Here is a 20,353-nt window from a genome sequence, read left to right as displayed (position 1 = left end):
TTCCACTGCACTTTACTTGAAAGGGTGAGATTTGTGTCCACTGCTGAAGTGACCCCGCGTGATCCCCTCGCCATGTCCGGTTTTGTCTGGTTCCAGCTGCTTCTGCTTGGCGCAATCTGGGGCGGTTCCTTTTTCTTTGCCCGTATCGCAGTTCAGGTTGTACCACCGCTGACGCTCGTCCTGTTTCGCGTGATCATAGCTGCCTTGGCATTGCACCTCTATCTCTTGGGTCGCGGCATCAAGTTTTGGGACTACCGCGAACATGCACTCGGCTTTGCTGGTCTGGGACTGCTGATGAACGTCATCCCCTTCTCGCTGCTTTTCATCGGCCAGACAGTCCTTGGCGCAGGCGTCGAGTCGATCCTCAACGCAATGACGCCAATCTGGACGGTGCTCATCGCGACAGTGCTTACGGTTGACGAGAAGGTCACGGCAAACAAGCTTGGCGGCATTCTCCTTGGCATATTCGGACTTGTGGTTATGATCGGGCCCGGCGTTCTGACCGGTTTGGGTGGTCCGCTTTGGGCGGAAATAGCGGTTATCGGCGCGACCCTCTCCTATGCCTTTGCCGGCATACTCGCCAAGCGGTTCAAGGGTGTGCCACCCACCGTAACATCCACCGGTCAGATGACCGCATCGACGCTAATCATGATTCCGGTCGTGCTCGTTTATGACGGAATTCCGGATGTGGCATCCATCGACAACGGCGTCTGGTCCGCCATCCTCGGCCTTGGCCTGCTATCGACTGCTTTCGCTTACATCCTGTATTTTTCAATCGTCCGAGCCGCAGGTGCGACCAACTCTTCGCTCGTCACGCTAATCGTCCCGGTCAGCGCCATTCTGCTTGGAACAATTTTTCTCGGCGAACATCTGGCCGCCCACGACTTCCTCGGTATGGCATTGATTGCTCTTGGATTGTTGACGATCGATGGCAGATTTCTCGCCGTCCTGCGAAAGCAGCAAAAAGCCTAAAGTTTTCAATATATCCTTAGTCCCATAGCTCGAAATCCGTGGCTTAATCCTGTCTTAAATGTGGCAGAATTTGGTAATGCTCATAGGGTGTGACCTTTTTGCTGCACTGCAAAAATATACCGAGTATGCGAACATTTTATCGTGATTTGAATATTTTTATGCCGCACTAAATGGGTTTAAATTCAAAAACTTAAGATTATTGGGCAAAAAATTTCTACGGGCCATGTCACAGGACCGTAATATTTGGGCTTTTTATGTGGCAAATTTGCGCTATGCTAGAGCGGTTAACTGCAGGAGACAAACGATGGGACTAACTCGATCGATGAATGTCCTTATGATCTGTGCAGCGTTCGCATTTATTGGTGCAATGGTCGTAGGACTAATACCCTGAATTTAAATAAGAGCGCTACGAAGATGGTCTCTGACCGTTAAGCGAGTGAAACAAAGTGGAGCGGCCCGGTTATAGCAACCGGGCCGTTTCCGTTGCTAGAGCCTTTCATGCCTAAATAGAAACAGTTCTGTTTCGCGGATGGCGAGACAATCCACGCGGAAGGTGGCGAGGCCGATGCTTTTCCATCGTCCGATGCCGCCTGACAAAGTGGTTGGCCGCCAGCCGGAAACCCAGCCGTTGGTTTGCATCCGCAAACCAACAAGCTTTCAAACCCACTGGTCGAATTATCCGCATTTCGAGAGAAATGCGGTTCGACCAGTGGGCCGGGTGAATTCGGGCCAAATCCGTCGGGCTCCGGCATCGTCCGATGGAAAGGCATCGGCCTCGCCAAATCCCTCGACCTTGTCCACGAATTCCCTCCGGCAGAACGATTCTATTTAGGCATGAAAGGCTCTAAATTCATTCAGGCAGCAGCACCAGCCAGATTGGCTTCCACCGCATTGCTACCCGGACGAATGCCGATCAAGTGGCAGATGGCAAAGGGTAGATCAGCCCGGTTCATCGTGTAGAAATGGAAATCCTGGATACCACGCTCGACCAGGTCGAGCACCTGCTCGGCGGCAACCGCTGACGAGACCAAGGCGTGCGTCTGTGGATCGTTTTCCAGCCCATCAAACCGTTCGGCAAGCCATGCGGGAATGTGCGTTCCAGCCTTCGAGCAGAAATTGGTAACCTGCGTGAAATTATGGATGGGCAGAATGCCGGGCAGGATCGGAATATAGATGCCAGCGCGGCGAACCTTTTCGACATAACGCTCATAGAGATCATTCTCGAAAAAGAATTGCGTGATCGCACGCGTCGCACCATTGTCGACCTTGCGCTTCAGCATGTCGATGTCGGTAGCAAAGTCTGGACTTTCCGGATGCTTTTCCGGATATGCGGAAACGGAGATGTCGAAATCGGCGAAGGCTTTGAGACCAGCAACGAGTTCAGCGCCGTTTTCATAACCACCTGGAGTTGGTTTATAGTAAGCGCCAACCCCATTGACCGGATCGCCGCGCAACGCCACAAAGCGCTTGACGCCCATGGCAGCAAATTCGCGCACAACGGTATCCACCTCTTCCTTCGTCGCATCGACGCAGGTCAAGTGGGCGGCGGCATTGACGTCGGTTTCCGTCAGGATGCGCTTGATCGTACGGGCAGTACGTTCGCGGGTGGAGCCGCCAGCACCATAGGTCACCGACACGAATTCAGGATGAAGCGGCGCAAGGCGCGTCACCGTTTCCCAAAGCCGCTCTTCCATCACCTCGGTCTTTGGCGGGAAGAATTCGAATGAAACCCGAATATTGGTGCCGAGATCGGAACGGCGGGATTGGCGGAAAAAACTCATCATGCACTCTCCGTGACGCGGGAGGATAAATCGGGATCAGCGATCAGCAGGCGTGGGTCGCGTGCCAGCCACAATTTGACGGTCAGTTTGTCCTTGTCCTTCGGCTCAAGTTCCTGGCTCTCTTCGAGCATCAAACCAGCTTCGGTAAGCCAGTCACGCATCTGCCCGTCGTTGAAGCCCAGACGCACGTGCGCATGATTGTCGCGCAGGAACTCAAGTTCATGCGGAGCAAAATCGACGATCAACATTCGCCCGCCTGCCCGCAATGCGCGCGCGGCTTCCCGAATTGCCTCGGCCGGATTGTCGAGAAAGTGCAAGACCTGGTGAATGGTCACCAGATCGAACGATTCCCGATCGACCGGCAGCGAATAGACGTCGCCGTGGCGAACCTGTGCGTTGGTAATTCCATCGCGGTCGAGGTTTGATCGGGCAATAGTCAACATGTCGCGATTGATGTCGATGCCGACACCCCGCACGTAAAGTGGTGCGAAGAGTTCGAGAAGACGGCCTGTGCCTGTCCCAACGTCGAGCATGGCCTGGAAGGGCTTGCGACCGACGATCTTGACAAGCGCGTCTTCTACCGCGCCATCCGGGACATGCAGCGAACGGATCGCGTCCCAGCTTGTGGCATTGGCACTGAAGTAGGCAGCCGCACGCTCGCGCCGCTGCAGTTTCACCGAGGAAAGTCGTTCAAGGTCACGATCCAGCAAAGGATCGGAATAATCGAGACGATCCAAAAGGGAGCGGGCAATGTCGCCGACGATCAGCGATTCCGCCAAACGGAAATAAGCCCAGGAACCCTCCTGATAGCGATTGATGAGGCTTGCTTCAAACAGCAGCTTGAGATGACGCGATACACGAGGCTGCGACTGGCCGAGAATAGTCGTAAGGTCTGAAACGGTCAGATCGCCGCGAGACAACAGCGCCAGAATGCGTAAACGGCTTGGCTCTGCCGCCGCTTTCAGCGTATCGACCATCAGATCAAGATTGAGATCACGTTTGTCCATCATTCACCTCAAAAGACATAAAGATATGTTTATGTGAGAAATAAAATTTTGGCAAGTTGTTTTTGCCGTTGACGACAAATTTTGCCGCGTCTGAAATAGGACCGAGAATCACGCAAGGAATCCGCATGAGCACAGGAACAAACCGCCAGCGTGCAATCAACAAGGCGCTGACGCTGCTTCTCCCGGCGGTACCCTATTCGGATTCGGAACCGATAAGAGCTGCCGCCGGCGCACCGCATATGAGAGGCCTGCCGCCCCCCATCGCCGTCTGGCTCGCGGCCGTGGCGCATGTCCGGCACCAGCATACGGATTACGATGCCTTGCGCGACGAGGGGTACGACAAGGACTCCGCGCGATTCTTCGTACTCGATGCCATCAATCGGAAGTTGACGGAATGGCGGGCAACACGCCTGCTGGACCCGGACGAGGAAGATCCGAGCTAATCTCGGCGGTTCCCTGCCACGCTTCTTCGAATATCAGTTCTTCCAGCTGTAGCCTGTTACGCCAGCCGCGCCTTTCCAGTTCCGGCGTGTCGTAGAGTTCATCGACATAACCGATACAGAGGTACGCAATGATCTCGACATGACCCGGAATGCCCAGGATACGGCGCATATCCTGATCGTGGTAAATGCTGACCCAACCGACGGCGATGCCCTCGGCGCGCGCTGCTAGCCAGAGGTTCTGTACGGCACAAACCGTGCTGTAGAGATCCATCTGGGGGTTATGTGTCCGGCCGAGAACGACCTTGCCGCCGCGGGTACGATCGCAGGTGATGCACAGATTGATCGGCGCTTTGAGAATACCTTCGAGCTTCAGCGAAGCATAAAGCGCTTGCCGTTCGTCACTGAACAGCGACTTAGCTTCCTCGTTGGCGCGAGAAAAAGCGCGATGAATTTCAACCTTTCGCGCCTCATCCCGGATAATGATGAAGTTCCACGGCTGCATGAACCCGACCGACGGCGCATGGTGCGCAGCGTCCAGCAGCCGCATCAGCACATCCTCGGGGACCGCTCGCGGCAGGAACTGGTCGCGCACGTCGCGCCTTGTATAGATGGCTTTATAGACCGCAGCGCGCTCATCATCGGAAAAGCAATCAGCGGTGACCGGACCATATGAAACATCGTGCATTGTTTACTCCCAACAACGCTTGAAACCCTCCCCGCCGTCCGCGCGGTTCGAGCTATAAGGTCCGGCCGGTCTTCTGACTGAGGTTCATCTGAACCGCGCGCCTTCCGGTATATCCGTGGCATCTGCGCGGCCCATCCCCTTTACAGCGTTGGGCACGTGCCGGATTCTCACCGGCTTCCCGATTCTCCCGCAAGCGGCAGGCACCGGACCTTCAATCTATTCGCCACAGAAAGTTTCCCGGCGCAAGCCTCAGGCCTGGTAAATCCATTGCTCGGGCACGCGCACATCGACCTTTTCACCGGCGCGAATGGTGCCCGGCTTCTCGACCCAGGCCACGATGCCGCGCAGGCGCCTCGATACCCGGACGAAATCAAGCGCCGTCGTCATATGATCCTCAGTTCGTGCATGTTCGCCGATAGAGCGTCCCGCGAGCTTGCAGGGCGCATTCTGCCCGTCGACCTTCAGTGTCACGCCACCTTCGAAGAACATCAACGTGCGCGGTGGCAGCATCGAAAGCGAGGCGATCCCGTCGATGACCATATTGCCACCGATCCATTCAGCTTTCAGTGCCGGCAGACCCATTCCAGCAGCAACTTCCGCCAATTCGTCCGAGGCGAGAATGGAAAGCTGGCGCTCATTGCGCATTTCTGTATCACGCGGATACCAAGGCTCACGCCCACCAGATTTACGCGTGGGGCCGGCATGGAAATCGCCAACGATCCCATCGAAAGTGAGCTCAAGCGAAGCTGCAGGCGTCGTGACGAAATCGCCTGCGAGAGCTTCGAACAGCCCGCCTACCCGGCCGCTAAGCTTGCGCGAGGGGAGTATTTCCGTTCTGGTTTCAAACAGGTCAGTCATTGCGCAACTCCATGAAATTCCCCGCATACTAGAAATTCAGGCCACGAAAACCAGCAAATAAGCCTGATGGGTTCGTCAAAAATGGTGATGGGAGGACGTCTCCACTCTCCCACGAACATCTAGCGTGTCAGCGGCTTGTAGCTCGGACGCTTTGGATTGACGCTGTCAGGGCCAAGGCGGCGGATCTTGTCGTTCTCATAGTCCTCGAAATTGCCTTCGAACCATTCTACATGGCTGTCGCCTTCGAATGCGAGGATATGCGTCGCCAGCCGGTCGAGGAACATGCGATCGTGGCTGATGATCACGGCGCAGCCTGCATATTTTTCCAAGGCATCTTCCAGCGCCGCCAGGGTTTCAGTATCGAGATCGTTGGTAGGCTCATCGAGAAGAAGAACATTGCCGCCAGCCTGCAGCATCTTGGCGAGATGCACGCGATTGCGCTGACCGCCGGAGAGATTGCCGACCTTCTGCTGCTGGTCGCCGCCCTTGAAGTTGAACGCCGAGACATAGGCACGCGAATTCATCTCGTACTTGCCGAGCTTGATAATTTCATTGCCGCCGGAAATTTCTTCCCAGACGTTCTTGTCCGCCTTCAGATGATCGCGGCTTTGATCGACATAGCCAAGATGCACGGTTTCACCAATACGGATGGAACCGGAATCAGGCTTTTCCTGCCCGGTGATCATCTTGAACAGGGTGGTTTTACCTGCACCGTTCGGGCCGATAATGCCGACAATGCCGCCGGGCGGCAGCTTGAACGTAAGGTTTTCGATGAGCAGACGATCCCCAAAGGATTTGGTGAGACCTTCCGCTTCGATCACGACCTGGCCGAGACGCTCACCCGCCGGAATGAGTATCTGCGCATCACCCGGACGCTGATCATTGGCCGCATCGACCAATGCGTCATAGGCTTTGATACGCGCCTTGGACTTTGCCTGCCGCGCCTTGGGGCTCGCCGAAATCCATTCGCGCTCGCGCTCCAAAGCCTTCTGGCGCGAGTCGTCTTCGCGGCCTTCCTGCTGCATGCGCTTGGACTTGGCGCCGAGATAGGCCGAGTAATTGCCTTCGTAGGGAATACCGCGACCACGATCGAGTTCGAGAATCCAGCCTGTCACGTTGTCGAGGAAGTAGCGATCGTGGGTAATCAGCAGGACTGAGCCCTTGTATTCGCGCAGGTGCTTTTCAAGCCAGGCCGTGGTTTCGGCATCCAGATGGTTGGTCGGCTCGTCAAGGAGCAGCAGGTCCGGCTGCGACAGGAGGAGCCTGCAGAGCGCCACGCGGCGGCGCTCACCGCCGGAAAGGTTGGTTACTTCGCTATCACCGGGCGGGCAGCGCAATGCCTCCATGGCCATTTCGACCTGCGATTCCAGATCCCAAAGGTTCTTGGAATCGATGATATCCTGCAACTTCGCGCCCTCGTCGGCGGTCTCGTCGGAATAATTCATCATGACTTCATTATAGCGGTCGAGGATCGCTTTCTTGTCGGCCACACCATCCATGACGTTGCCCATAACGTCCTTGGTGGGATCGAGAACGGGCTCCTGAGCGAGATAACCAACGGTCGCGCCATCAGCGAGCCAGGCCTCGCCGGTATATTCCTTGTCGAAGCCCGCCATGATCTTGAGGATCGTCGACTTACCTGCGCCGTTCGGTCCGAGGATACCGATCTTGGCATCGGGGTAGAAGGAAAGGTGAATGTTTTCAAGAACCTTCTTGGTTCCATATGCCTTGTTCAGGCCGGCCATATGATAAATGAATTGGCGTGCCATAACGCGCGTCACTCCGGTGTTCGGGATTTTAGGGACATGAATTTGCGCCGTATGTAGGCGAAAGGGGCTCCTGTGGCAATGGATGGGCGGAGTATTTCGGGCATCCGCTCAGGTTAAGCTACTCCTTTGCCACACCCGCTTTCGCGTCTGGCCATTGAATGGTGGTGGGAAGACGGGCGGTCGTCGAAGCGCGTCTTGGTAGAATAAAAATGCGATCCGAAGACCGCCCGTCCGGCGTTTTTTGATCCCGTCCGTTCCGCGTCGGAAACGCCAGCGGCCAGGACTGCGCCCAGCCAATCTGCCGCCCTCACAGTGCTCGTCCAGCACGCACCGGCCTTAGTACCGGCAGGGGAACCCTTGGACAGAACTTCCCCGGACGGCGGGTCCGTTACCCGCCATCGGAGGCGCCGATCCTCTCCCCACTTCGAACGGCTCCGGAAGCAGTTCCCCATGGAAAGGACCGGATTAGAATAACCGAGGTTTGGAGGTGTTGGATAAGTAGCCACGATTATTTTTGATCGGGTCGCTTTTAAGGGTGCTGATTTGCCGGATGGCAATGCTGCTGTGCGTGGTTCGACAAGCTCACCATGAGGGAGATTGAGGATTGCATGGATAGTCGCCGACCTTGCAGATCTTGACTCCCTGCCATGAACCACTTCCCTCATGGTGAGCTTGTCGAACCACGCACAGCAGCATTGCCATCCGGACAACAAGGATAGTGGAAAAGCGGGCGCCTTCCATCCGAAAGGGCGAGCCCAAAAACGAGCGAAACCGGGCGCGGATATTTCCGTCACCCGGTTTCCCCTCTGGTGCCGCATTTGGGGAGCGTCCTCTTCTCCCCTGAACGGCCATGTAACTTGCAGGAGCTCGATGCCATCCAATCATCGCCTTCCAGGCATTTGATAGCTTACCTGCGGTTGCAACAATCGTGCATTCAATCTCTTTCGGAGTGAAGTTCTGCGGCATGTTTTTATCGATTGCAAGAGGCTTTGCAAAATAAAATTGCATAGGTTTTTAAGTGATTATTTATTGTGCAGGAACGAAATAAATTAAGCGGATTTTATCGCGATTTATTCCGCATTGACTATTCGTGCGCCACCACTTCAACTGCGACGGGAGGCAGAGAATGGCATTCGAAGACGTAGGAACGGTTGTAAGCCCGACAGGGGCGGCACTTGCCATGCGGTTTTCCGCGGCCGAGGGTCAAGCGCGCGCCATCGTCCAGATCAGTCACGGCGTCAGCGAACATTCCCTGCGCTATAAGCGTTTTGCCCAATTCCTGAACGGGCAAGGCTTCAATGTCTATGCCCACGACCACCGGGGTCATGGACTGACCAAAGCGACTGGAGCACCAGCGGGACGTTTCGCGGAAAGCAGCGGATCTATCCATGTTCTAGGCGACGTCGATGCCGTTAACAGTGTTGCTCGCAACCGTCACCCAGGCCTTCCGCTCATTCTGTTCGGGCATTCGCTTGGTGGGTTGATCGCAATGAGTTACGTGTTGAAGCATCCGGACAAAGTGGACGCTGCGGCCGTCTGGAATGCCAATTTCTCCGCAGGGCTTCTAGGCCGGATCGCGCAGGGGGTTTTGCGCGCCGAGCGTATGTTTTTGGGATCCGACGTTCCGAGTATGCTCCTGCCGAAATTCACCTTCCAGCAATGGGGTCGCAGCATTGAGAATGCGCGCACGGCGTCTGACTGGTTGTCGCGCGACCCTGACGAAGTGGATGCCTATCTTGCCGACCCGCTATCGGGCTGGAACCCGACAGTGAGTATGTGGCGCGATATTTTCGGCTTCATATTCATGGGCGCGGATAATTCGTTGCTGGCCAAGGTGCCCCGCGAGCTGCCTTTCAATCTCGTCGGCGGTGCAGAAGATCCAGCTACTGCGAGGGGCAAAGCTGTCAGGGATCTTGGAAACAGAATGAGAAAACTCGGATTTACCAATGTCACGACAACGATTTACGAAGACACGCGGCATGAAAGCCTCAACGAGATCAATCGGGAGGTAATCATGCAGGATTTTGCGGATTGGGCGACGCAAACAGTTTCGAAACAAACAATAAATTTGGAGAGTGCTTGAAATATGCCTGATGCTCCTCTCAAGGGTGTGCGCGTCATCGAACTCGCTCGCGTCCTGGCCGGTCCATGGGCCGGACAGGTTCTCGCCGACCTCGGTGCTGACGTCATCAAGGTCGAAAATCCTGTTGGAGGTGACGAGACGCGTGGCTGGGGCCCGCCTTTCATCACCAGCAGCGAAGGCGAAAACCTTTCTGCCGCCTATTTCCACTCGTGCAATCGTGGCAAGCGCTCGATTACGGCCGATTTCACCACACCTGAGGGACAGGAAACCGTCAAGGCACTTTGCCGGACGGCTGATGTCGTGCTCGAAAATTTCAAGGTCGGGGGCCTGAAGAAATACGGGCTCGACTATGAATCCCTGAGCCCCGAAAATCCGCGCCTCGTCTATTGCTCGATCACCGGTTTCGGGCAGGACGGCCCTTACGCCGCGCAGGCGGGCTATGATTTCATCATTCAGGGCATGTCCGGGCTGATGTCCGTGACCGGAGAACCCGAGCGCGAGCCGCAAAAGGTCGGTCTTGCCGTCGCCGATGTCTTCACCGGGCTCTATTCTGTCATTGCAATTCAGGCGGCGCTCACACATGCGGCGAAGACTGGTGAAGGCCAGATGATCGACATGGCCCTGTTCGACGTGCAGTCGGCCGTGATGGCAAATCAGGCGATGAATTATCTGGCGACGGGCAAAAGCCCGCACCGCATGGGCAATGCACACCCGAATATTTCGCCCTACGAGGTCGTCCCGACATCTGACGGCCATATGATCCTTGCGGTCGGCAATGACGGGCAATTCGCCCGGTTTTGCGCGATCGTCGGCCTTGATAGTCTTGCCAGCGACCCGCGCTTCCTCACCAACAGGGCACGACTGGAAAACCGTAGCGAACTGACGGTATCGATCAGGGTCGAAACGCAGAAACGTACCCGTGCCGAATTGCTTGAAGCCTGTTCCCGAAACGCGGTTCCGGCAGGACCGATAAACCGGATCGGCGAGATGTTTGACGATCCGCAGATTATGTCACGGCAATTGCGGCTTGACCTCGAAGACAGTCATGGCAGCACCATACCTTCGGTGCGAACGCCGATCGTTATGTCGAAGACGCCGCTTTCCTATCAACGGCCTTCGCCACGTCTTGGCGAGCACAGCGTCGAAATTCTTGAAGAAATGAAGGACGTATCCAATGAAAACGGGCGGTGAATTGATTGTCGAGGCTTTGGCGGCTAATGGCGTCGAGCGGTTGTTCTGCGTGCCGGGTGAAAGCTATCTGGCCGTGCTCGACGCGCTTTACGACTCAAAGATAGGCGTCACCGTTTGCCGGGCCGAGGGCGGAGCCACGATGATGGCGGAGGCCTGGGGAAAGCTCACAGGCAAGCCAGGCATCTGCTTTGTCACACGTGGTCCAGGGGCAACCAATGCCGCCCCCGGAATCCACATCGCCAAGCAGGATTCAACGCCACTGATCCTTTTTATTGGCCAAGTGCAACGCGACGCACGTGAGCGCGAGGCCTTTCAGGAAGTCGAGTACCGCCGCTTCTTTGCCGATACAGCGAAATGGGTGGCAGAAATCGACGATGCGCGGCGCATTCCGGAATTCGTCACGCGAGCATTTTCGGTCGCGACCTCGGGGCGCCCAGGACCTGTCGTTCTGGCCTTGCCGGAAGACATGCTGACGGACAAGGTCGACACCGTGATTTCGCAAGTCTGGCAGCCGGTCGAGACGTGTCCTTCTCCGGCTAGTATCGAAAAGCTCGCCGATCTTCTTCAGGGCGCAAAACGGCCTTTCATGATCCTGGGTGGGTCGCGCTGGGATGAAAATGCCGTTCAGTCGATAGCGCGCTTTGCCGAAAAATGGCATCTGCCTGTCGGCTGCTCGTTCCGGCGCCAGATGTTGTTCGACCATCTGCATCCGAACTATGCTGGCGACGTCGGGATCGGCATCAATCCGGCTCTGGCGGCGCGCGTGAAAGAAGCAGACGTTCTACTGCTCGTCGGCGGGCGTTTCGGCGAAATGCCCTCTTCCGGCTACACGCTGATGGACAGCCCTTATCCCAAGCAGACGCTGATCCACGTGCACCCGGATGCGGACGAACTTGGACGGGTATATCGCCCAAGCCTCGCGATCAACTCAGCACCCGACATGTTTGCCGAAGCTGTCGAACACCTTGCGCCACCGTCCCACGTTAACTGGCCGGGGGAAGCGGAAACCGCGCATGCATCCTATCTCGCATGGTCGACGCCACCAAAAAGCGGCCCCGGAAAGGTGGCCATGGGGCCGATCATGTCTTTCCTCGAAGGTGTACTGCCTGAAGATGCGATTATGACCAACGGCGCCGGTAACTTTGCCACGTGGCAGCATCGCTTCCACCGCTTCCGCCGCTTCGGTACACAGGCGGCACCAACATCCGGCTCCATGGGTTATGGGCTCCCGGCAGCGGTTGCAGCCAAGCAGCTTTACCCTGGCAGAATGGTCGTGTGCTTTGCAGGAGACGGCTGCTTTTTGATGAATGGCCAGGATTTTGCCACAGCGGTCAAATACAGCCTGCCAATCGTAGTGCTTGTCATCAACAACAATATGTACGGGACAATCCGGATGCATCAGGAACGCGAATATCCCGGGCGAATATCTGCGACCGACCTGACCAATCCCGATTTTGCCATGCTTGCCCGCGCCTATGGCGGGCATGGTGAGACTGTCGAGGCAACTGAGGAATTTGAAGGTGCGTGGCAGCGGGCAATTGCAAGCGGCAAACCGGCGATCATCGAAATCCGTCTCGATCCCGAAGCGATTACGCCTGCCAAGACGCTCACCGACATTCGCAACAAGCGTTAATCAACAAGGTGACCATTACAGCTTCGTAACATAAATGAGGATGGCAAGGCGGCGCTTTCGATGTTATGCAGCGCGCCTGAAGAGACAATACGAAAGCTTGCAACTTGAGCAATCCGGCAATTACAATCGTTATTCCCTGCCGAAACGAGGCCGCCAATCTAGCCTTTCTCCTCGATGAAGTGGATGCAGCCATGGAAGGCCGCAGCTACGAAGTCATCGTGGTTGACGACGGCTCAACTGATATGACGGGCGAAGCGCTAGGCGAACGCATCAAGGCCGGGAAGCCGCTGCGCCATGTCCGCCACGACAAGTCCGCCGGGCAAAGCGCGGCTGTGCGTTCCGGTGTGTTTGCCGCCAAGGGCAAGGTCGTGGTCACCATGGATGGCGATGGGCAGAATAACCCGGCCTATCTTCCGCGTCTTGCCGATGCACTGTTGGACGCCGGTCCTGCAATCGGCATTGCAGCCGGGCAGCGCCTGAAGCGTACCGACACCAAGCTGAAGCAGATCGCGTCCAGATACGCCAACAAGCTGCGCAGCGCGATCCTCAAGGACAATACGCGCGACAGCGGCTGCGGTCTTAAGGCTATACACACCCAGCTTTTCCGCGAACTGCCTTTCTTCGACGGCTGGCATCGCTATCTGCCTGCACTGGTGCTCCGCGAAGGCTACGGCGTCGTTCATGTCGATGTCGTCGACCGCGAGCGCCGGCACGGCAAGTCGAACTACGGCATTCTCGACCGCGGCCTGCGCGGCATTCTCGACCTCTATGGTGTCTGGTGGCTGCGAAAACGCCGCAAGACCGTCCCAACGATTACGGAGATCAGTCATGGCTGATGCTATTACCAATTGGCTGCACTCGGTCTTCATCGCCCAGTTCGATGCCTGGATCCTGCTCGGATTTTTCGCGCAAGGCTGCTTTACCATGCGCTTCGTCGTGCAGTGGATCGCATCGGAGCGCGCCAAGCGCAGCGTCGTACCGGTGACATTCTGGTTCTTCTCGCTGTTCGGCGGTGTGCTGCTGTTCGTCTATGCGATCGTGCGCAAGGACCCGGTGTTCATTGCCGGCCAGGGGCTGGGCCTCATCGTCTATATTCGCAATCTCTGGCTGATCGCCAATGAAAAGAAGGCGATGACGCAGGACACGTGAGCAAGGGATGTTGATGACCTCTTCCGACCTGGCTCCCGGCGGCGGCACAAAACTTCGCGCCAGCCATTATTTGCTGCTGATTTTCATTTGCCTCGTCTCCTTCGTTCCCGGCATCGCTTCCATACCTCCGCTGGACCGCGATGAATCACGCTATGTCCAGGCCACACACCAGATGGCCGAGAGCGGCGACTATGTCGACATCCGCTTTCAGGATGCATCCCGCTACAAGAAGCCGGTCGGCATATACTGGTTGCAGAGTGCTGCGCTCAAGCTGATGGGCTACGACGACAACGCACCGGTCTGGGTCTATCGGCTCGTTTCAGTGACCGGCGCGACGATCGCCGTGCTGGGGACAGCTGCTCTCGGCGCATTCCTCTTTGGCCAGAGCGCCGGCTTCATGGCCGGGCTCGCCCTTGCCGCCATAGTCATGCTCGGCTTCGAGGCGCGCGTGGCCAAGACTGACGCGACGGTGCTGGCAACTGTCGTGATCGCGCAGGGTGCGCTTGCATCGATCTGGATGGCAAGCCGCAAACAGGCAGCCGAGAGATGGGCACCGGCCGTGATCTTCTGGGTGGCAACCGCAGTGGGCGTGCTGATAAAGGGACCGATCACGCCCTTTGTCAGCCTGCTTACGATGGGCTCGCTCAGCCTCTTTTACCGTGAATGGCGATGGCTCAAACGGTTGAAGCCACTAAGCGGCATTCTCATCCTGCTGGCGATTGTGCTGCCATGGCTCATCCTGATCACGATGAAAAGCGGCGGCGCGTTCTTCAATGAATCCGTCAACAAAGATTTCCTGTCGAAGGTTGGCGATGCACAGGAAAGCCATGGCGCACCGCCCGGCTACTTCGCCCTGATCTTCGTTGTCTTCATCTGGCCGTTCGGCGTTCTTGCCATTCGTGGCGGTCTGCAAGCCTTGAGCCGTCTGCGCGAGGATCCGCGCCTCGCCTTCCTCACCGCGTGGTATGTACCCTTCTGGCTGGTGACCGAGCTTATCCCAACCAAGCTCCCGCATTACATCCTGCCTGCCTATCCTGCCCTGTTACTGATGATGGCCTGGGCAGTCGACACCGGCATTGCCACGCAGCCGTATCGCGGACGTTGGCAAATATGGCTGGAGCGACTGACGCTTTTAGGCCTCGCTGCGGCAACGCTGGGCTTTATGGGAGCAGGACTTGTTCTGCCCTATGCCATGACGGGTTCATTCTCGCTCCCAGGGATCATCGCCTTCTTTACCGCCCTTGCCGCAGGCGTCTTTGCCAGCGGTCTGGTGTTGAATCACAATCTGAAACGGGCGCTGCAAGCCTCTGCAACCTTTGCGATTATTACTCTCGTCCTGTTGACATGGGGTGTCGTTCCGGCCCTCACGCCGATCTGGCTCAGTCCTGCCATCGCCAACGCGTTCAATGCCGCCAAGCAATGCGACAACAGCGTGCTTGCTTCGGCCAGCTATGCCGAGCCGAGCCTGGTATTTCTTGCGGGTACCCCGACGATCCTCACAGACGGTGCAGGGGCGGCCAAACATCTAGTTGACGACCCGGCCTGTGCGATTTCAGCCGTGGACGAACGCGAACACGATGCTTTCATCAAGGGCCTGCCGCAAGGCGAGAAGTCGGTTGCGGTCATCGCAACAGTATCCGGCATCAATTACAGCAAAGGCCGCAAGACGACCATAACGCTGTATAAGGCAACACAATAGTCAATTGACTTGCGAGTAGATGGCACTGTGAGGCGTTCGGAACAAGATTCAACCTAACGAGCCGCAAGGGGAAACTTCGTCTCAATCCAATTTCTAATCAGTTTTCGCTCGTCGTCATGCAAACCATGACCCGTGGGAAGTACGTGGGTTGTGACATCAGCCCCGCTTCTTTCTAATTGGACTGACATCAACTTCACATCGCCCGGAGAGCGCCGTATGTCTTTTTCGCCCGCGCTAATGAATACACGAAGACTAGCGAGCTCAGGGAAATCCTTGTCAGGTGCTGGAGAAAGAGGCCGTACTAAAATCGCACCTGCTACAAGAAATGGTGCATGAAAGAGGAGTGATGCCGCTGTGATCGCACCGTTGGAGAAACCTAGAAGAATAGGCTTGGATTTTAAGACGCCCGTTTCCAAGGCTGAAGCCAAGAATTCGCATAAACGGGACGTTTGATAGCTCAGATCAACGTAATCAAGGCTTCTGTCGGCGTTTCTTTTGAAAAAAGCATAGCCCGTCTCCCACTCGACACCTCCCCTCATGGAAATGTATGGTCTATTTTGAGCTATGGTCTCGGAAAGCAGAATTAGATCGTTCTCGTTGCCGCCGCTCCCGTGCATGAGAAGCAGCGGGGTGGCACCAGTCTGGTTGCCGGCATTCACATAGCGAAATCCGTTCAGCTCCTGCATAACCGTCTCCGCTTTCGATAGGACGGCCATTACGCTTGCCTCATGACATTAAAATGTCACATAACGCAGACCCTTTTACGGCGCGAACTATCGTCGAGAATTCTCGTCATATACTTGCGTGACGTCCCCCACCAGAGGCCGCCCGACCGAGTGGTATTCCAGGCCCGAGCCCTCGAGGTCCTGCGCGTTGAAGACATTACGCAGATCGAACAGGAGATTGCCGCTCATCAACGTTGAAACCCGTTTCAGATCCAGCGCGCGATAGACGTTCCATTCGGTCAGCAGCAGTGTGATCCCTGCCCCGTCAACAGCTTCATAGGCAGACTTGCACCAGGTAACGTCGTGCAGAACGGACTCTGCCGCTTCGCGTGCCTCCGGATCATGCGCCCGCACGGTCAGGCCAGCTTTTTGCAGCGCCGGAATAATGTCCAGCGCCGGCGACTCGCGAATGTCGTCTGTATTGGGCTTGAAGGCGATGCCCAGCACAGCAACGGATTTTGCGCCGCTCTGCTTTGCCGCTTCAATCACCCGCTCGGCCATGGAACGCTTGCGCTGTTCGTTGACGGTCACGACCTGTTCGATCAGGGTCTGCGGTGCATTCATCTTGCGCCCGGTAGCGGCATAAGCGCGGGTGTCCTTCGGGAAACACGATCCACCAAATCCTGGTCCAGCGTGCAGGAATTTCGAGCCTATGCGATTATCCATACCGATGGCTCGCGCCACATCCTGCACATTGCCTCCAGCCTTTTCGCAAAGGTCAGCCACCTCGTTAATGAAGGTGACTTTCATGGCCAGGAAGGCATTCGCCGCATATTTGATAATCTCGGCATTCTCCAGCGTTGTCACTATCATTGGCGTTTCACGCAGATAGAGCGGACGGTAGACACGTTTCATAGCCGCTGCGCCAGCATCATCATGAACGCCAACCACGACACGGTCTGGCCGGAGGAAATCTTCCACTGCAGAGCCTTCACGCAGGAATTCCGGATTGGAAACCATCGAAAACGGCACATCCGGCCGTGCCTTGGCGATGCGCGCCCGCACATCCGCATTGGTGCCGACGACCACGGTCGACTTGATGACGATGACCGCATTCGGCTTCATCGCGGCGGCGATCTCATCGGCAGCCGCGTGGATATATTGCAGGTCGGCCTCGCCGTCGCCGCGCCGCGAGGGTGTACCGACCGCAACGAAGATAACATCGGCATCGGCAACAGTTTCCGCCAATTCGGTCGTGAACGTCAGGCGCCCATCGCGCGCGTTGCGCACGAGCAGCTCATCAAGACCTGGTTCGTAGATCGTAACCTCGCCTGCCTGCAACCGCTCGATAATGGCTGGATTTTTATCGACACAGGTGACCTGAAAGCCAAACTCGGCAAAACAGACACCCGACACCAGACCGACATATCCGGTCCCGATCATCGCAATCTTCATTGAACGGTCCAATCCTTATCAGTTCTTGGCGAGACGTTTCGCATATAAGCCCCGCCATGCCAATCTCAGGTTTGCATTGAGGGTTGTGCCTTACTTGCGTTGCGGCCCCTTGCGTTCAGCTGATGCCGCCCAAAGATTGACGTTCGCGTCGCTTGCATAGCTATCGATTTCGGCAAGTTCCGCGTCGGTGAATTCGAGGTTGTCGAGCGATTTAACGCAATCGACGACCTGTTGCGGCTTGCTGGCGCCAATGAGCGCGGTCGTAATGCGTCCCTTCCGGAGGACCCAGGCGATCGCCATTTGCGCAAGCGTCTGGCCACGCCGGGATGCAATCTCGTTGAGCGCGCGAATATTGGCAACGTTACGCTCGTTGAGGAAATCCGGGTTGAGCGACTTTCCTTGTGCAGCACGGCTCTCTTCGGGCACCCCCTTGAGATATTTATCGGTCAGCATGCCCTGTGCCAGCGGCGAGAACACGATGGAGCCGATGCCGAGATCTTCCAGCGTATCGATCAATCCGTCTTCCTCGATCCAGCGATTGATCATCGAATAACTTGGTTGGTGGATAAGGCACGGCGTGCCGAGCTCTTCGAGAATAGCCGCGGCCTCGCGTGTGCGGTGGGAATTGTAGGATGAAATGCCGATATACTGAGCACGGCCTGATCGGACGATTTGATCCAGCGCCATCATCGTTTCTTCGAGCGGCGTGTCCGGATCAAAGCGATGGGAATAGAAAATGTCGACATAGTCGAGGCCCAGCCGCTTCAAGCTCTGATCGCAGCTGGCAATGACATATTTGCGGCTGCCCCATTCGCCGTAAGGCCCGGGCCACATATTATATCCGGCCTTGGAGGAGATGATCAGCTCGTCGCGATAACTTTTGAAGTCATTACGCAAAATCTCGCCGAAAGCTTCTTCCGCAGAACCCGGAGGCGGACCATAATTATTGGCAAGATCGAAGTGGGTGATGCCGAGATCAAAGGCCTGACGGCAAATCGCCTGTTTGACGTTGTGTGGCGTATCATGGCCGAAATTGTGCCAGAGCCCCAGGGAAATGGCCGGCAGATGGAGCCCGCTCCTGCCGCAGCGATTATATTTCATAGTGTCGTAGCGCTTGGAATCCGGTGTCCAGCTCATGGTATTCGTCCTGCTCTTGTCCATACATCAATAGCGCGGATACGACTCCGCGCGCGCCGGACTATGGCGCATACGCATGGTGATGTCATGACATGAATCGGTAAAACTAGTTGCCAACATACGTAATTTACGTATAATACGTATATTGAGAAGGGAGCCTGCGATGAAGCAATTTACTTTTTCCGATATTAATCGCCAGTCTGGCGAAATTCTCGAAGCAGCTTTGATTGAGCCCGTGGCCCTGACCAAACGAGGGAAAGAAAAACTCGTTATCATTACGGCCGAAAAATATCATCAATTGATCGGAAATTCTCGCGCAGTTGCATATACATTGGAGAAAGCGCCTGACGACATCCATAATGAGTTAATGGAAGGCTTGGACGCAATTATCGACGACAGCGACGATGCTTAAGCCGGGTGACGTGCTGCGATACTATTATCTCTGGGCACGCCAAGCGGATGATAGGGAAGAGTCAGGCCGAAAGGCGCGGCCTGTCTGTCTCGTGGTCAAGACCACAGCGGATCCCGCTAGCCTGTTTCTATTTCCTTTGACATCGCAGAGGCCGGACCGATCGCGTATTCATTTGGCAGTAAGCGAAATCGAGTGTCGCCGCGTTGGTCTCGATTTTCCTTCGTGGCTTATTCTCGATGAATACAATCGCGTCGATGTCGGTCAGGCCTATGATTTCATTTCAACCGAACCGATCGGAGCGTTTAGTCCCGCATTCCTTCGGAAGGTTGCCATTCTCATCAAGGAAGCGTCCACAAAACGTCGCGTCCGTGCCGTTCTGAGGACGTAAATCGTCACCCCTTCATAACCTGCCCGTCATTGTCGAACCGATACGTCCGCCCTGCGTCAGGAGTGACGTAGAGCACGCCATCCACATCATATCTATGCTCGCCGAAGAGGCGCACGGTCAGCGGGCCGAAATCGGTCTGGAGATAGATGATTGTATCGGCTCCGAGGTGCTCAACATGGATTACCGAGCCCTTCCATTGGCCGGAGGTCTTGCTGACCTGAATATGTTCCGGCCGGATGCCGATGGTCTTGGCGCCCGTTTGACCAAGCTTCGCCGCATCGATCAGGTTCATCTGCGGCGAGCCGATAAAACCAGCGACAAAGACGGTCTGCGGCGAATTATAGAGCTCCATCGGCGAGCCAACCTGTTCAATTTTGCCTTGGTTCAGCACAACGATCTTGTCGGCAAGTGTCATCGCCTCGACCTGATCATGCGTCACGTAGATCATGGTCGCCTTGAGTTGCCGGTGCAGGCGCGCAATCTCGATACGCGTGTTGACACGTAGCGCGGCATCGAGGTTCGACAGCGGCTCGTCGAAGAGGAACAATTGCGGTTCGCGCACAATGGCGCGGCCGATGGCGACGCGCTGGCGTTGACCACCGGAAAGCTCTGCCGGGCGGCGTTCGAGATAATCGTCCAGCGACAGCATGCTTGAGGCGATCCCGATGCGTTCCTTGATTTCCTCCGCTGGTTTTCCCGCCTGCTTGAGGCCGAGACCCATATTGTCGCGCACCGAGAGATGCGGATAAAGCGCGTAGGTCTGGAACACCATGGCAATGCCGCGCTTGGCCGGAGGGGTGTTGTTGACCTTCTTGCCATCGATCAGGATGTCACCCGAGGTGGCGTCCTCGAGCCCCGCAATAACCCGCAACAAGGTCGACTTGCCGCAACCCGACGGCCCGACAAAAATCACGAACTCGCCATCCTTGACCTCAAGGTCGATGCCTTTCAACACGTCCACATGGCCGAAGGACTTGCGGATATTTTCAATCTTCAAAGAACCCAATGTCTTGTTCCCGTTTCTTG

19 protein-coding genes and 1 riboswitch are annotated in these 20,353 nt (G+C 56.3%); of the genes, 10 read left to right on the top strand and 9 right to left on the bottom strand.

The genetic code is table 11. The features are described 5' to 3' along the window. Positions 1-72: 72 nt before the first annotated feature. On the top strand, positions 73-972 hold the full coding sequence (locus tag ACSQ3H_RS10615) for a DMT family transporter (RefSeq protein ID WP_436119413.1): 900 nt from the start codon (positions 73-75) through the stop codon (positions 970-972). Positions 973-1,826: 854 nt separating this feature from the next. On the opposite strand, the gene metF is transcribed toward ACSQ3H_RS10615, so the two are convergent. Both metF and ACSQ3H_RS10605 read right to left on the bottom strand, forming a co-directional pair. Beyond that, positions 1,827-2,753, bottom strand: a complete 927-nt coding sequence (gene metF / locus ACSQ3H_RS10610; protein WP_436119412.1) for a methylenetetrahydrofolate reductase [NAD(P)H] — start codon at positions 2,751-2,753, stop codon at positions 1,827-1,829. Continuing rightward, the gene (locus ACSQ3H_RS10605) at positions 2,753-3,760 is read right to left on the bottom strand and encodes an ArsR/SmtB family transcription factor (RefSeq protein ID WP_436119411.1); all 1,008 of its coding nucleotides are present in this window, start codon (positions 3,758-3,760) and stop codon (positions 2,753-2,755) included. Before ACSQ3H_RS10605 ends, metF begins: the two co-directional genes overlap by 1 nt. 125 nt (positions 3,761-3,885) lie before the next feature. On the opposite strand from ACSQ3H_RS10605, the gene ACSQ3H_RS10600 reads away from it, so the two are divergent. Beyond that, on the top strand, positions 3,886-4,203 hold the full coding sequence (locus ACSQ3H_RS10600) for a DUF2293 domain-containing protein (protein ID WP_436117024.1): 318 nt from the start codon (positions 3,886-3,888) through the stop codon (positions 4,201-4,203). Here ACSQ3H_RS10600 and bluB read toward each other — a convergent pair. From bluB to ettA, 3 genes are all read right to left on the bottom strand, one after another. After that, positions 4,136-4,888 (bottom strand): 5,6-dimethylbenzimidazole synthase, encoded by a 753-nt coding sequence (bluB, locus tag ACSQ3H_RS10595; RefSeq protein WP_436117023.1) that lies wholly within the window; start codon positions 4,886-4,888, stop codon positions 4,136-4,138. The two genes, ACSQ3H_RS10600 and bluB, sit on opposite strands and share 68 nt — an antisense overlap. A 46-nt stretch (positions 4,889-4,934) precedes the next feature. Next, positions 4,935-5,111, bottom strand: a riboswitch (cobalamin riboswitch). A gap of 26 nt (positions 5,112-5,137) precedes the next feature. After that, positions 5,138-5,746 (bottom strand): MOSC domain-containing protein, encoded by a 609-nt coding sequence (locus ACSQ3H_RS10590; protein ID WP_436117022.1) that lies wholly within the window; start codon positions 5,744-5,746, stop codon positions 5,138-5,140. 119 nt (positions 5,747-5,865) lie between these two features. Beyond that, entirely contained in the window at positions 5,866-7,515 is a 1,650-nt protein-coding gene (ettA, locus tag ACSQ3H_RS10585) for an energy-dependent translational throttle protein EttA (protein ID WP_436117021.1), read from the bottom strand. Positions 7,516-8,641: 1,126 nt separating this feature from the next. On the opposite strand from ettA, the gene ACSQ3H_RS10580 reads away from it, so the two are divergent. The 6 genes from ACSQ3H_RS10580 to ACSQ3H_RS10555 all read left to right on the top strand — a co-directional run bounded on the left by ACSQ3H_RS10580 (position 8,642) and on the right by ACSQ3H_RS10555 (position 15,270). Further along, the gene (locus ACSQ3H_RS10580) at positions 8,642-9,598 is read left to right on the top strand and encodes an alpha/beta fold hydrolase (protein WP_436117020.1); all 957 of its coding nucleotides are present in this window, start codon (positions 8,642-8,644) and stop codon (positions 9,596-9,598) included. 3 nt (positions 9,599-9,601) lie between these two features. Next, positions 9,602-10,789 (top strand): CaiB/BaiF CoA transferase family protein, encoded by a 1,188-nt coding sequence (locus ACSQ3H_RS10575; protein WP_436117019.1) that lies wholly within the window; start codon positions 9,602-9,604, stop codon positions 10,787-10,789. Further along, positions 10,773-12,422: a thiamine pyrophosphate-binding protein gene (locus ACSQ3H_RS10570; RefSeq protein WP_436117018.1), complete on the top strand. Its 1,650-nt coding sequence runs from the start codon at positions 10,773-10,775 to the stop codon at positions 12,420-12,422. The genes ACSQ3H_RS10575 and ACSQ3H_RS10570 overlap by 17 nt, the downstream gene beginning before the upstream one ends. A 104-nt stretch (positions 12,423-12,526) precedes the next feature. Next, positions 12,527-13,258, top strand: a complete 732-nt coding sequence (locus tag ACSQ3H_RS10565; RefSeq protein WP_436117017.1) for a glycosyltransferase family 2 protein — start codon at positions 12,527-12,529, stop codon at positions 13,256-13,258. Beyond that, entirely contained in the window at positions 13,251-13,571 is a 321-nt protein-coding gene (locus ACSQ3H_RS10560; protein WP_436117016.1) for a lipid-A-disaccharide synthase N-terminal domain-containing protein, read from the top strand. The genes ACSQ3H_RS10565 and ACSQ3H_RS10560 overlap by 8 nt, the downstream gene beginning before the upstream one ends. Positions 13,572-13,584: 13 nt before the next feature. Continuing rightward, positions 13,585-15,270 (top strand): ArnT family glycosyltransferase, encoded by a 1,686-nt coding sequence (locus tag ACSQ3H_RS10555; protein ID WP_436117015.1) that lies wholly within the window; start codon positions 13,585-13,587, stop codon positions 15,268-15,270. 53 nt (positions 15,271-15,323) lie between these two features. On the opposite strand, the gene ACSQ3H_RS10550 is transcribed toward ACSQ3H_RS10555, so the two are convergent. The 3 genes from ACSQ3H_RS10550 to mgrA all read right to left on the bottom strand — a co-directional run bounded on the left by ACSQ3H_RS10550 (position 15,324) and on the right by mgrA (position 18,527). Further along, positions 15,324-15,956, bottom strand: coding sequence for an alpha/beta hydrolase (locus tag ACSQ3H_RS10550; RefSeq protein ID WP_436117014.1), 633 nt, complete (start codon positions 15,954-15,956; stop codon positions 15,324-15,326). Between the two features lie 87 nt (positions 15,957-16,043). Next, complete coding sequence (locus ACSQ3H_RS10545) at positions 16,044-17,390, bottom strand: UDP-glucose dehydrogenase family protein (RefSeq protein WP_436117013.1); 1,347 nt, start codon at positions 17,388-17,390, stop codon at positions 16,044-16,046. Positions 17,391-17,480: 90 nt separating this feature from the next. After that, positions 17,481-18,527, bottom strand: coding sequence for an L-glyceraldehyde 3-phosphate reductase (gene mgrA / locus ACSQ3H_RS10540; RefSeq protein WP_436117012.1), 1,047 nt, complete (start codon positions 18,525-18,527; stop codon positions 17,481-17,483). Between the two features lie 163 nt (positions 18,528-18,690). On the opposite strand from mgrA, the gene ACSQ3H_RS10535 reads away from it, so the two are divergent. Continuing rightward, positions 18,691-18,939 carry a type II toxin-antitoxin system prevent-host-death family antitoxin gene (locus ACSQ3H_RS10535; RefSeq protein ID WP_436117011.1) on the top strand — a complete coding sequence of 83 codons (249 nt, stop codon included), beginning with the start codon at positions 18,691-18,693 and terminating at the stop codon, positions 18,937-18,939. After that, positions 18,932-19,327: a hypothetical protein gene (locus ACSQ3H_RS10530; protein WP_436117010.1), complete on the top strand. Its 396-nt coding sequence runs from the start codon at positions 18,932-18,934 to the stop codon at positions 19,325-19,327. The genes ACSQ3H_RS10535 and ACSQ3H_RS10530 overlap by 8 nt, the downstream gene beginning before the upstream one ends. Before the next feature lie 4 nt (positions 19,328-19,331). Here ACSQ3H_RS10530 and ACSQ3H_RS10525 read toward each other — a convergent pair whose 3' ends face one another. Then, positions 19,332-20,333 (bottom strand): ABC transporter ATP-binding protein, encoded by a 1,002-nt coding sequence (locus ACSQ3H_RS10525; RefSeq protein ID WP_436117009.1) that lies wholly within the window; start codon positions 20,331-20,333, stop codon positions 19,332-19,334. Between the last annotated feature and the right edge of the window lie 20 nt (positions 20,334-20,353).

This window comes from Phyllobacterium sp. LjRoot231 (assembly GCF_964253365.1).
GTDB lineage: Bacteria > Pseudomonadota > Alphaproteobacteria > Rhizobiales > Rhizobiaceae > Phyllobacterium.
Note: the sequence above shows the minus strand (reverse complement) of the source record. Positions and strands in the feature narration are given on the sequence as shown.